9 protein-coding genes and 1 riboswitch are annotated in these 13,336 nt (G+C 65.8%); of the genes, 4 read left to right on the forward strand and 5 right to left on the reverse strand.

Translation table 11 applies throughout. The features are described from left to right. Positions 1-45 precede the first annotated feature (45 nt). Together AC1DYM_RS07530 and AC1DYM_RS07535 are read left to right on the forward strand one after the other, a co-directional pair. Entirely contained in the window at positions 46-606 is a 561-nt protein-coding gene (locus AC1DYM_RS07530) for a DUF2239 family protein (RefSeq protein WP_477337355.1), read from the forward strand. Continuing rightward, positions 603-2,015, forward strand: coding sequence for an MATE family efflux transporter (locus AC1DYM_RS07535; protein WP_477337356.1), 1,413 nt, complete (start codon positions 603-605; stop codon positions 2,013-2,015). The genes AC1DYM_RS07530 and AC1DYM_RS07535 overlap by 4 nt, the downstream gene beginning before the upstream one ends. 177 nt (positions 2,016-2,192) lie before the next feature. Here the strand turns inward: AC1DYM_RS07535 and AC1DYM_RS07540 are convergent, their stop codons facing one another. From AC1DYM_RS07540 to AC1DYM_RS07560, 5 genes are all read right to left on the reverse strand, one after another. Next, positions 2,193-5,393 carry an efflux RND transporter permease subunit gene (locus tag AC1DYM_RS07540; RefSeq protein ID WP_477337357.1) on the reverse strand — a complete coding sequence of 1,067 codons (3,201 nt, stop codon included), beginning with the start codon at positions 5,391-5,393 and terminating at the stop codon, positions 2,193-2,195. 237 nt (positions 5,394-5,630) lie between these two features. After that, positions 5,631-7,514, reverse strand: a complete 1,884-nt coding sequence (locus AC1DYM_RS07545) for a TonB-dependent receptor domain-containing protein (RefSeq protein WP_477337358.1) — start codon at positions 7,512-7,514, stop codon at positions 5,631-5,633. A gap of 137 nt (positions 7,515-7,651) precedes the next feature. Continuing rightward, a riboswitch (cobalamin riboswitch) is annotated at positions 7,652-7,888 on the reverse strand. Positions 7,889-7,934: 46 nt separating this feature from the next. After that, positions 7,935-9,080: an N-acetylglucosamine-6-phosphate deacetylase gene (nagA, locus tag AC1DYM_RS07550; protein ID WP_477337359.1), complete on the reverse strand. Its 1,146-nt coding sequence runs from the start codon at positions 9,078-9,080 to the stop codon at positions 7,935-7,937. An 18-nt stretch (positions 9,081-9,098) separates the two neighbouring features. After that, entirely contained in the window at positions 9,099-10,133 is a 1,035-nt protein-coding gene (locus AC1DYM_RS07555; protein ID WP_477337360.1) for an SIS domain-containing protein, read from the reverse strand. A gap of 15 nt (positions 10,134-10,148) precedes the next feature. Beyond that, positions 10,149-10,901 carry a GntR family transcriptional regulator gene (locus AC1DYM_RS07560; protein WP_477337361.1) on the reverse strand — a complete coding sequence of 251 codons (753 nt, stop codon included), beginning with the start codon at positions 10,899-10,901 and terminating at the stop codon, positions 10,149-10,151. A gap of 238 nt (positions 10,902-11,139) precedes the next feature. On the opposite strand from AC1DYM_RS07560, the gene zwf reads away from it, so the two are divergent. Together zwf and pgl are read left to right on the forward strand one after the other, a co-directional pair. After that, entirely contained in the window at positions 11,140-12,612 is a 1,473-nt protein-coding gene (zwf, locus tag AC1DYM_RS07565) for a glucose-6-phosphate dehydrogenase (protein ID WP_477337362.1), read from the forward strand. Further along, the gene (gene pgl / locus AC1DYM_RS07570) at positions 12,612-13,313 is read left to right on the forward strand and encodes a 6-phosphogluconolactonase (RefSeq protein ID WP_477337363.1); all 702 of its coding nucleotides are present in this window, start codon (positions 12,612-12,614) and stop codon (positions 13,311-13,313) included. Before zwf ends, pgl begins: the two co-directional genes overlap by 1 nt. The last annotated feature ends 23 nt before the right edge of the window (positions 13,314-13,336 follow it).

Consider the following 13,336-nt stretch of genomic DNA (forward strand, 5'->3'; position numbering starts at 1 on the left):
TGATCCGGGTAATATCTACGGATCGCACCTGCTATCGGACCACCCATGACCACCTTCGTCGCCTTCCATGGCATGACGCGCCTTGCCGCGGGCTCGCTGTCGGCCGTCGTCGAGCGCTGCAAGCATCTGCTCGATGCGCACCCCGACGCATCGCCGATGATCTACGACGACAGCACGGGCCGGCCCGTCGATATCGACTACCGAGGCACCACGCACGACGTGCTGGCGCGGCTGCCGGGTAACGAGCCACCGACCAAGCGCGGACCGGGCCGCCCGAAACTGGGCGTGGTGGCGCGTGAGGTGACCCTGCTGCCGCGGCATTGGGGCTGGCTCGCCGCACAGCCCGGTGGGGCCTCCGTCGCCCTGCGCCGCCTGGTCGAAACGGCGAGCCGGGAACGCGCGCCGGCCGACCGTCTGCGCCAGGCCAGCGAAGCGGTGGATCGCGTGATGATGGCGCTGGCCGGCAACCTTCCCGATTACGAAGAAGCCTCGCGCGCCTTCCATCGGAGCGATCGCGAGCGCTTCGACGCGTTGACCGAAGCGTGGCCGACGGATATCCGCGACTACGTGCGCCACCTCGCCGCACGTGCGGGCGGTGACGCGTGACGCCCCCGGCACGCCGTGTCGCGCTGACCGAGGGCCCGATCACCCGGACGCTGCTGCTGTTCTCGCTGCCGATCCTCGGCGCGAACGTGCTGCAGTCGCTGAATGCGTCGGTCAACGCCGTCTGGGTCGGTCACTTCCTCGGTGAGTCCGCGTTTGCCGCGACCTCCAACGCCAACCTGATCCTGTTCTTCCTGCTCGGTGTCGTCTTCGGCATCGGCATGGCAACGACGATCATGGTCGGACAGACGGTCGGTGCGCACGACATTCCCGAAGCGCGACGTGTCGTCGGTACGGGCCTGGGCTTCTTCGTCGTGATCTCGCTGCTGGTCGCCATCGGCGGTTTCATCGCCACGCCGGCGATGCTTCGTGCCATGGGCACGCCGCATGATGCCCAGCCTTATGCGATCGAATACCTGCGGATCATTTTCATCGCGCTGCCGGCGATGTACCTCTACACCTTCCTGGGGATGACGCTGCGCGGCGCCGGTGATTCACGAACGCCGTTCGTCTTCATGCTGGTGTCGGTCATCCTCGACATCGCGCTGAATCCGCTCTTCATCTTCGGACTCGGCCCGATCCCGGCCATGGGCATCGCTGGCTCCGCCGTGGCGACGTTGATCGCACAGACGGGCACCTTGCTCGCTCTGCTCATGTGGCTGTACCGGAAGAAGTACTTCCTGTGCATCCATCGCAACGAACTGCGCCTGCTCGTGCCCGATGTCGCCATCCTGAAGAGCCTGCTGGCCAAGGGTTTGCCGATGGGCGCGCAGATGGTCGTGATCTCGTCGTCGGCGATCATCATGATGTCCCTGGTCAACCGGCACGGCTCGCAGACCACGGCAGCCTTCGGCGCGGCCTCGCAGTTGTGGACGTATATCCAGATGCCGGCGCTGGCGATCGGGAGCGCCGTATCGTCGATGGTGGCGCAGAACGTCGGCGCGAAACGCTGGGACCGTGTCTCCGGCATCGGGCGTGCGGGAGTGCTCACGAACTTCGCGCTGACCGGTACGCTGGTACTCATCATCTACCTGTTCAATCGCGCCGCGCTGGCGCTGTTCCTCGGCAGCGACAGTTCGGCGATCGGCATCGCACAGCATCTCAACCACATCGTGGTCTGGTCGTTCCTGCTGTTCGGCGTGACCTTCGTGATGTTCGGCGTCGTACGCGCGACAGGCGCGGTGATGCTGCCCCTGGTCGTGCTGATCATCTCGATGTGGCTGGTGCGCTATCCGTTCGCCGCGCTGCTGGAACCGGTCATCGGCGCCGACGCGATCTGGTGGAGCTTCCCCGTCGGCTCGCTGGTCTCGCTGGGCATCACGACGGTGTACTACCGTCGCGGCACCTGGAAAAAAGCTCATATGCTGCCAGCGACCCCGCCCCCAGTCGCGGCAGTCGAACCCGTCGTCTGACGCATTTGCTTTGGTAGGAGCCGATTCATCGGCGATGCTCTTCCCCGATGGAGCCTGTGGCCAGCAACCTCGGCGGAGCGCTGCTGCGCAGCGGGGTCATTTACCATTCGCCGATGAATCGGCTCCCACACTCCCTTGTTCGCCGATGAATCGGCTCCTACCAGAGCGCGCTGTGGCTCATGTGGGAGCCGCTTCAGCGGCGATACCGGGAGTGCCGTCGCCTTTCCTGATCTTCACCCACACCTTGTACCGGCGCCTCAGCATACGGCGATGCTTGCGACCGGCGACACGGATCTTGCGGTCGTGGTTCCACAGGTAGATCGCCGGCGTGCTCAGCAGGGTCAGCAGCTGCGACACCAGTAGGCCGCCAACAATCGCGATACCGAGTGGGCGACGCATCTCCGAACCCACGCCGAAGCCGATCGCCAGCGGCAGCGCCGCACCCATCGCGACCAGGGTGGTCATGGTGATGGGGCGGAAGCGCACTAGCGCGGCCTGGCGGATCGCCTCCACGGGAGACATGCCGTGTTCGCGTTGCGCGACCAGGGCGAAGTCGACCATCAGGATCGCATTCTTCTTCACGATGCCGATCAGCAACAGCACCGCGATGATCGTCATCAGCGTGAGCTGCTGCTGCGTGATCAGCATGGCGAGGAAGGCGCCCGCACCCGCAGCCGGCAGCGTCGAAATGATGGTCAAGGGATGCCCGAGGCTCTCGTAGAGGATCCCGAGCACGATATAGACGGCGAGGATCGCGCCGATCAGCAACACCATGCCGTTGGACTGGGCGTCCTTCAGGCGCTGGTTCGTGCCGGTGAAGTCCATGCGTACGCCTTCGGGAAGGTTGAGCTGTCGCACCGCCTCCTCGACCATCGTGTTGCCCTTGTYGGGGGAGATCTTCGGCGCGAGGTTGTAGGTGATATCTGCCGACTCGAGCTGGTTCTGGTGGGTGATCGAGGTCGGCGTGGCCACCGGCGCGATCTTCGCCAGCGCCGACAGGGGCACCATGACGCCTGTCGCGCTCTTCACGTAGGTATTCAAAAGGGCATCGGGGCTCAAGGTCTGCGCCGCGGCCGCGGTGAGCACCACCCAGTACTGATTGATATCGGAATAGATGATGGAGACCTGCCGCTGGCCAAAGGCGTTATAGAGCGCCGAGTCCACCATGCCCATGCCCACCGACAGGCGACCTGCGGCATCGCGGTCCACCTGGAGCATCTGCTGCTTRCCGACCACGTCGAAGTCGCTGCCGACATCCTTGAACTGCGGAATCGTGCGCATCTTGCGCACCAGCTTCATGACCCATGGCTGGAGATTCTCGCCGCCGGTGCTGATCAGCTGGAAGGAATACTGACCGCGGTTGCCGTTGTTGCCACCACCACCGAGGAACTGCACGGGGCTCATGAAGACCTGGACGTTGGAGATCTTCTCGTACTCTTTGCCCAGGCGCTCCATGATCTCCTTGATGGATTCCTTGCGCTCCCCGGGCCCGCTGCCCTTCGGCTTGAGGTCAATGAACATCAGGCCGGTGTTGCCGACGGCCGCACCGTCGTTGCCGCTCCCAAGAATGGTGTTCACGTCGGCGACGGAAGCATCGTTCTGCATGATGTCACCGACCCGCTTGAGGCGGCGCGACATTTCGTCGGGAGAGATATTCGCGTCCGCCGTCACCTCGGCCTGCAGCATGCCGGTGTCTTCGTCAGGCATGAAATTGCCGCCGGCGGTCTTCACCACGGCGAAGCCAAGCGCGAATGTCGCGAACAGAAGGATCAAAGGCTGCCACCGCATCACTCGCCGATGCCGCATCGCCCAGTCGAGCGCGCGCTCGTACGTGCCGAGAAGGCCACGATCGAAGCGCTCGAGCGCACGCTCCCAGCGGCTGATCTTGCGATCCGCCTCGTCGTGCTTGAGATACCTGGCGCACAGCGCCGGCGTCAGGGTCAGCGAGACGACGGCCGAGATCACCACGGCAGCGGCAAGCGTCACCGAGAACTCGCGCAGCAGCTTGGTGATCATGTTGTTGCCGAACAGCAGCGGCGCGAAGACGGCGACCAGCGATAGCGTGATGGAGACGACGGTGAACCCGATCTCACGTACGCCCTCCAGCGAGGCCGGCATCGGCCCCGATCCCTGCTCCATGTGGCGGACGATGTTCTCGATGACGACGATGGCATCGTCCACGACGAAGCCGATGCAAAGCACCAGCGCCATGAGCGACATGGTGTTGAGCGTGTAACCGAGGATCCACATGACCACGAACGCACCGGCCAGCGAGAGCGGCACGCTGAGCGTGGCGATCAGGGTGGGTCCGAGGCGGCGCAGGAAGACCATCATCACCAGCACCACCATCACGATACTGATGAGCAGTGCGACCTTCACCTCATGCAGGGCCGACTGGGTGGTCTGCGTGAGATCGAAGATCGGGGTGACCACGGCATCGGCGGGCAACGACGACTGGAAGCGCGGCAACGCGGCGCGAATCGCCTCGGCGGTCGCAATGGAGTTGGCTTCCGGCCGCTTGCTGATCTGCATGGTGACCGAGCGCTCACCCTGGAACCACGCGGCCTGGTACTGATCCTGTTCGCCACTGGTCACCTTGGCGATGTCGGAGAGGCGGACCGGGACGTTGTTGCGCACGGCGATCAGGATGCTGGCGAAATCCTTCGGCTCACGCAGGCCATCGTTCGCCGTCACCGTCATCTGCGTGGTGCCGTCGGACAGCACGCCCTGCGGCGAATTCACGTTGGCGGCGTTGAGCGCATTGGAGACGTCGTTGGCGGTGAGCTGCTTGGAGGCAAGTGCGTTGGTATCCAGCTCGATGCGCACGGCATGCGGCGTGCCTCCGAACACCTGCACGCGCGAGACGCCGTCGATCTGCTTCACGTTCGGCATGATCAACGTGTTGACTACGTCGAACAACTTGTCCGGTGGCATCGTTTTCGAGGTGAAGGCGACGAGCAGGACGGGGATCTGACCCGTGTCGAACTTGAAGTACTGCGGCGGCGTGGGCATGCCGGCCGGCAGGTCGGCGGCGGCCGCGTTGATGGCGGCCTGCACGTCGCGCGCGGCGGCGTCGGTGCTGCGGTCCATGGTGAAACGGACACGCACGAAGCCCGACCCTTCGGAGCTGTTCGAATACATCTGGTCGACGCCCGGAATCTGGCCGAGATGGCGTTCCAGGGGTGCGATGATGGTGGACGCCATAGTCTGCGCGTTGGCGCCCGGCATCTGGGTCTGGATGAATACCGCGGGCACCTCGATCGAGGGCAGCGCGGCCACGCCCAGCAGCATGTACGCGATCGCACCGGCAAGGGTCAGCCCCGCCGCAAGCAGCGACGTACCGATTGGCCGGCGAATGAATGGTGCAAAAAAGTTCACGACACTTCCTGTGATCGCGGGAAGCATACCCGCGCCCGTGGACTTTATGACGTCAGAGCGTCGGCGTCGCGTGTGCCTTTAGTCGGGGCCCTGCCGGAAGGCAGGGGTGTTGCGTTCATTTGTATCGATGCAAATCTCTAGGGAATCGCCGATAAATCGGCTCCCACAAAAGCATGCCACCTGCACGAGGTCGGCCGTTCTCCTGTGGGAGCCGCTTCAGCGGCGATGGGTATTACCTCAACGCGCCGGCGAATACCGCACGGTCAGGTAATACGTCCGCCCCAGCTGGTTGTAGTACGCCGCCGTCTCATAGTGGCGATCGAACGCGTTGGCCAGGCGACCCTGCACGCTCCAGTCGCTGTCCACGTGCCAGGTCGCGCGCACGTCGGCGGTGGTGTAACCGCCCAGGCGGGTGGTGTTGGCCGCGTCGTCGTAGCTGTAGCCCGCCGAATAGACCGAGCCACCGAGGGTGAAGGCGCCGAGGTCGCGGTCGACATCGAGTCGGGCCGTGCGCTTCGGACGACGGGCGAGCAGGTTGTTGTACTCGTCGCCGCTGTCGCGGTCCTTCGGCTGCTGCAGGGTGCCGTAGGCACGCAGGTGCCAGCCGTCCACGTCCGCGCCCAGCTGTCCTTCCAGCCCGCGGATGCGCGCCTTGCTGACATTGATCGGCAGGAAGTTCGCGTCGAAACCGATCAGGTCGTCCACGCGGGTCTGGTAGGCATTGACCGCCCAGTTCCAGACGCCCGGACGGGCCGACAGGCCGATTTCGGCGGTGCGCGACTTCTCCGGGCTCAGGTTCACCGGCGCGCCGTACGGGTAGTACTCGTCGTTGAAGGTCGGCGCGTGGAACGCGGTGCCGTAGGAGGCGGTGACCTTCATGCCGTTGTCGAAACGGAAACCGTACGCCGCCTGGCCGGTGGTGTGGTTGCCGAACTGATTGTTGTGGTCGTGACGCGCCGAAAGCTGGATCTCGTTGGCACCGAAGATGCCCTGGTAAAGCGCGAACACGCCCGTGTTCTCACGCGTGTCCTTGAGGTAATCCGTGTCGCTCTTCAGCTTTTCCTGCTGGTAGTCGACACCGATGCTCAGGGTCTGGCCCGGGGCCAGGGTGACATCATTCTGCCAGGAGGCTTGGTTGCGCTTGGAGTACAGGTAGCCCACGCGGGCCTTGTCCACGCCGTAGTTCACGAAGTCCAGGGTCTTGTCGGCGCCGTTGAGGTAGTTGTCGGCGCGGTCCTGGTTCTGGCCCAGGCTGATCGACATGCGCCAGTTTTCCAGGGCGTTGAAGGCGAGCTTGGTGCCAGCGACCTGCTGGGTGCGGCGGGTCAGGTTCTGGAAGTCGCCGTCGTATTCGATGTCGCCCTTGCTACGCAGCCAGCTGCCGGTGAGCTCGGTACCGTCATCCCAGCGATAGCCGCCGGAAAGCGCGCCGTTGTAGGTGCGATAGGCGTCGTGGTCGGGCTCGTTGGTGAAGCAGCCCTTGAACACATCGCCCGCGCCAACGCGGCAGGCATTGATGCCCGAGGTGTACTGACCGCCGAGGCTGGCGTTGTACCAGCTGTGCTGGGTGCCACCGGAGAGGCCGAACTGGCCGTCGGTGTAGCCGTGGCTGCCACCGGTGACCGAGAGCGACGGGGTCGGCGCTTCGCCGGCCTGGCCGTGGCGGGTGAAGATCTGGATGACGCCACCGATGGCGTCGGAGCCATACAGGCTGGACTGCGGGCCACGGACGATCTCGATGTGATCGATCTGGTCGACAGGCAGCTGCTCGTAGGCCGGGATGCCGGCGCCGACCGTGCCGACGCGCACGCCGTCCAGCAGGACCAGGGTGTGCGAGGAATTGGTGCCGCGCATGAACAGCGAGGTCTGCTGGCCGATACCGCCCGAGTTGGCGATGACCACGCCCGGCAGGCCGGTGAGCAGGTCCTGCACGCTGACCGGCTGCAGGCGCTCGATGTCCTCGCGGGTGATCAGCGTGACCGGGGCGAGCACTTCATCCAGCGGCGTCGCTGCGCGGTTGGCGGTAACCACCACCGGGTCGAGCCGGTCAGCGGGAGCGTCGGCCGCGTGGGCGGCGGCGATGGACGACAGCAGGGCCATCGCGAGCAGAGTCTTCTTCATGGAGCCGTTTCCTTAATGCATCGCTAGAGGCGACGCGGAGGACAAACGGCGAACGGCATGCGGGCACGGATCGACCCGGAACGCTGTCCGGATTCGCCCTCCGCGAATCGCCCAACAGAAAACGCCCCGCGATAGTCGCGAGGCGAATGCATCGGGCCGGTCTCCGGACTTGCGTCAGCCACCTGCCGTGGCGGGACCCGGCGCCTTCCCGCTTGCGCAGTGGCGTTTGGCCGGTTCCCGTAAAGACCTTCAGGCCTTCCTGTCGCTTACCGTTGCGGGGGCAGTGCCGGAATAGTCGCGAGGCGACGCACCGGCTTCCCGTTTCATCCCTTCCAGCGACCGCCGGTCGGGACACCCGAACGGCGCCACTCTAGCGGGCCGTCGGGTTCATGTCACGCGGATTTAACAACTGAGCCGGCGTCAGCCGACGACGCGCACGCCGCCGATCCAGGTCTCGACGACCTCGTGGTTGTCATCCATAACGACCAGGTCGGCGCGATAACCGGCGGCGATGTGGCCGTGGGTGGCGCCGAGGCCGAGGAAGGCGGCCGGGTAGGTCGAAGCCATGCGGGCGGCCTCGTCATACGGCACGCCGACCATGTTGATGGTGTTGCGCACGGCGGTGGCCATGTCGAGCGCCGAACCAGCCAGCGTGCCATCGGCGGTCTGGCAGACGCCGTCCTTCACCGTAATCGTTTCGCCCTTGAGCACGAAGGTGGGATCGTCCGAGCCGACCGGTGGCATGGCGTCGGTCACCAGCATCATCTTCTCGCGCGCCTTCGCCGCGATGGCGACGCGCAGGGACGCCGGGTGCACGTGGTGGCCGTCAACGATCAGGCCGCACCAGCTGGCCGGGTCCTCGAGTGCCGCGCCGACCACCCCGGGCTCGCGGCTGGTGAACGGTGTCATCGCGTTAAACAAGTGCGTAAAGCCGCGAATGCCGGTGGCCAGTGCGTTGCGGGTGGTGTCGTAGTCCGCCGCGGTATGCCCGGCGGCAACGATGACGCCGTTGGCGACCAGCTCCTGCAGGACGGCAGCGCTGGCGCGTTCCGGTGCAAGGGTGAGCAGGGTCACGCCGCCGTGGCGGCGCGCGACCATCGCCACATCGCTCGCATCGGCGATGCGGAACTTGGCCGGATCGTGCACGCCCTTGCGCTCGGGTGCGATGAACGGACCTTCGAGATGGATGCCGAGCACGCCCGGCACGCCCTGGGCGACCGCTTCGTTGACGGCGTCGATGGCCTTGGCCATGACCTCGGCATCGTCGCTGATCAAGGTGGGCAAGAAGCCGGTGGTGCCGAACTTCGCGTGCGCCTCGCCGATCGTGCGGATCGCCTCGACGGTGGGCGCGTCGTTGAACAGCACGCCACCGCCGCCGTTGACCTGGCAGTCGATGAAACCCGGCAGCAGGCTGTGGCCGCCGAGATCGTGGCGTTCCGCCGCGCGCACGCGCGGATCGGACGGCAGCGCGAGCCCGGTGATCTTTCCGTCGTCGATGAGGACGGCGAAACCACCCTGGAATCCGTTATCGGTAAGGACGCGACCGTTGACGAGGGCGATGGTCATACGAGGAAACTCCGTAGATCAGACGGTTTCCGTCACCTTGTTCAGGTGCGGCGGGACGTCGGGGTTGAAGCCACGGCGCAGCGCGAGCGCGGCGGTGGCGCGATAGAAGCTCTGCACGGTGACCAGCACTGCGGCGATCGGGGCGGTGGCGACCAGGGGAAGGATGTCCTCGCCCGTGGCGCCCGGCGCGGCGACCCAGACCTTGGCACCACGCTTGCGGAACTCCGCGGCCACGTCGAGTACGCCGGGCAGCGTGTCGTCGTTCTGCGCGAAGAACAGCACCGGGAAATGCGGGCCGACCAGGGCCATGGGGCCATGCTTCACTTCGGCCGCGCTGAAGGCCTCGGCATGCAGGCCACAGGTTTCCTTGAACTTGAGCGCCGCCTCGAGGGCGCCGGCGAAGCCGAAGCCGCGACCAACGACGAACAGGTTGTGCGCGTCCACCAGGCCGTCGGTCAGTGCCGACCAGTCAGCGTCCCAACCATGACGAAGCTGGGCAGGCAGCGCGGTGAGCGCATCGGCGATCTCGGCCTTGCCGCTCCAGCGCGCGGCGATGTGCAGGATGGCGAACAACGCGCCCAGGTAGCTCTTGGTCGCCGCGACGCTGGTTTCCGGGCCGGCATGCAGCGGCACGACCACGTCGGCGACATCGGCCAGGGGTGAATCCACCACGTTGACCAGGGCGACCACGTACGCACCGGCCTTCTTCGCGGCCTCGGCATTGCGCACCAGGTCGGGGCTCTTGCCCGACTGCGAAATGGCGACGTAGAGCGCGCCATCGAGGCGCTGCGCGGCGTGGTAGATCGAGGTGACCGAGGGCGAGGCCGACGCGGTGACGACACCGAGCTGGGTCTCGAACACGTACTTGGCGTACATCGCCGCGTGATCCGAGCTTCCGCGTGCGCAGGTGATGACCATGCGTGGCGGCGTGGCCCGCAGGCGTTCGGCCAGGGCACCGATCACGGCTTCGTTGTTGGCGAGTTGCCGCTCGACGACCTCGGCGGTCTCGTGCGCTTCGCGGAACATCAGGGTGTCTTGCGGCTGGATCGTCATGGTCTGGTTGGCTCGTTAGTCGCTTTGCAGTTCGGCGACGAAGTCATAGATGTCCCCGCGATACCAGGAACAGGTGAATTCGACGATCCGGCCGTCGTCGAGAAAGCTGCGGCGTTCGATGCTGAGACCGGCACTGCCGGCGCTCAGGCGGAGCAAGCGGGTCTGCGCCGGACCGAGGACCACGGCGCGCAACCGCTGCAAAGCACGCAGCGGGCGGTTGCCCAGCTTGTCCAGGGCCTCGTAAAGCGAGTCCTCGACCAGGCTCGGGTCCGGCAGGAGCGACAGCGGCACGGCGCTGCGCTCGATGGCCAGGGGCTCGTCGCCGGCGTAACGCAGGCGATGCAGGCGCACCACCTGGGTGCCCGGCGACAGGTTCATCGCCATGGATTCCTCGGGCGTGACCTCGCCGATAGCGCGCTCGAAGAACTCCGATCGCGGATTGAGGCCGCGCGCACGGAGATCCTCGGTGAAGCTGGTCATCCGCGAGAGCGGCTTGACGATGCGTTCGGAGACGAAGGTGCCGGCACCGTGACGCTGCGTGAGTAGGCCATCCTCGACCAGGCCACCGATGGCCTTGCGCACGGTGACCCGGGACAGGGTGAGGGCCCGGGCCAGGTCGCGTTCGCTGGGCAGGGCGTGGCCGACCTGCACCTCGCCGTTCTCGATCACGTTACGGATGGCCCGGCGCAGGCGCATGTACGCCAGCGGCAGCCGGGCAGCCGGGTCGTGTTGCAGGCGCTGGTATTCGGCGACGAGGGCGATTTCCATTTCCTGAAGATACCAATACCCGACCACTGGGGCAAGCGCGTGCAAGTTCGCGCATACCACCGGCGGATTCAAACAGTCGTTTGCACGATCCAAATGGGCCATGGAAACGTTTCCGTTGGGTAATCGTGCGGCCAAAGGTGGCGAAACGCCGCGGCGATTGGTACGGGGCTGGTATGACCTGGTATGTCACTGGTACGATCCGGTGGCATCTTCCCTCGACGTTGAACAGGCCACTGTCGTGAGCGCACAACTCCTGCCGATCGAGCCGTTCGATCTGGTCATTTTCGGCGGCACCGGCGATCTCGCCGTCCGCAAACTCCTTCCGGCGATGTATCACCGGTTCGTCGACGGCCAGATCCAGCCAAGCAGCCGGATCATCGGCGTGGCGCGTGAAGGCCTGGATGACGCCGGGTACCGCGAACAGGTCCGCGGCGCCATCGAGAAGGGGGTCGCCCACGTGGCGAAGGCCCAGCTCGAGGCTTTCATCGCGATGATCGGCTACCGCTCGCTGGATGCCCGCAAGGCCGATGGCTGGGACGAGTTCTCCGCCCTGATGGCCGCGCAGCCCACACACATCCGCGTGTTCTATCTGTCGACCGCGCCGGACATCTTCACCGACATCTGCCAGCGCCTCGGTTCGCTGGGTCTCAACGGCGAGCGCTCGCGCGTGGTGCTGGAGAAGCCGATCGGTCGGGATCTGCAGAGCGCCAACGCGATCAACGACGCGGTGGCCGGGTACTTCACCGAATCGCAGACCTACCGCATCGACCATTACCTCGGTAAGGAGACGGTGCAGAACCTGCTGGCGCTGCGCTTTGGCAACGCGCTCTTCGAGCCGCTGTGGAACGCCCAGCACATCGACCATGTGCAGATCACCGTCGCCGAAACCGTTGGCGTGGGCCATCGCGCCGGCTATTACGACCGTGCTGGCGCGTTGCGCGACATGGTCCAGAACCACATCCTGCAGCTGTTGTGCATGCTCGCCATGGAGCCGCCGTCGTCGCTGGCACCGGACGCCGTGCGCGACGAGAAACTCAAGGTGCTGCGCTCGCTGCGTCCGATCGACGCGAGCAATGCCGGCCAGCTCACCGTGCGCGGCCAGTACCGCGCCGGTGCGGCCGAAGGCCAGAGTGTTCCGGGCTACCTGGACGAACTGGGCAGCGACCAGTCCAAAACCGAGACCTTCGTCGCCCTCAAGGCGGAGATCGGTAACTGGCGCTGGGCGGGTGTGCCGTTCTATCTGCGCACCGGAAAGCGCCTGCCCAACCGCGTGTCCGAGATCGTGGTGACGTTCCGCGCGTTACCGCATTCCATCTTCGACCCCGCCAACGGTCCGCTGCTGCCCAATCGCCTGACGCTGCGCCTGCAGCCGGACGAAGGCGTGAAGCTGTGGCTGACCATCAAGCATCCGGGCCCCGGTGGCCTGCGCCTGCGCCACGTGCCGCTCGACATGAGCTTCGCCGCGGCGTTCGGCATCCAGCAACCGGATGCCTACGAGCGCCTGATCCTCGACGTGGTGCGCGGTAATCCGACCCTGTTCATGCGTCGCGACGAGGTCGAGGCGGCATGGAACTGGGCCGGCCCCATCCTCCAGGCGTGGGAAGGCAGCGGCGATACGCCGAAGCCGTATACCGCGGGCACCTGGGGTCCGAGCGCCGCCGTGGCGCTCATCGAACGTGATGGCCGTACCTGGGCCGAGGACGCTGCCTGATGAACGCAAAAGTGAATCGCCATGAATTCGCCGATCGCCTGACCCTCGGCGACACGCTGGCCAAGGACATCGCCGGCAAGCTCGACGCCGCCGTGAAGGCGCGCGGCAAGGCCAGCCTCGCCGTGAGCGGCGGTGGCACGCCGAAGCTGATGTTCGCCGTGCTCGCCGAGCAGGAAATCGACTGGTCGAAGGTCAGCATCACGCTGGTCGACGAGCGTTGGGTGGACGAAAGCAGCGACCGTTCCAACGCGGCCCTGGTCAAGCAGCACCTGATCGCCCACGAAGCGCACGTCGCCACCTTCCTGCCGCTGTTCGACAAGGCGCATGCGGACGATGTCGATGCCGCACTGGCTGACGTAGGCAAGCGTGTCGACGCACTCGGCAAGCCGTTCGACGTCGTCGTGCTCGGCATGGGTCCGGACGGCCATACGGCATCGTTTTTCCCGGGCGGCGACCATCTCGCCCAGGCACTCGACCTCGACGGCAAGCAGAGCGTGCTGTCGATGCGTGCCGACGGTGCCGGTGAACCGCGCATCACGCTCAGCCTGCCTCGCGTGCTCGACACCCGCGCGCTGTACCTGCATATCGAAGGCAACGACAAGAAGGCGATTCTCGACAAGGCCATCGCCGGTGAAGACCTGCCGATCGCCGCGGTGCTCAAGCAGGACCGTACCGCCGTCGACGTGTTCTGGTCGCCCTGAGACCGCGTTACCGAATCACTGAA

The organism is Luteibacter sp. P1_D3 (assembly GCF_056406135.1).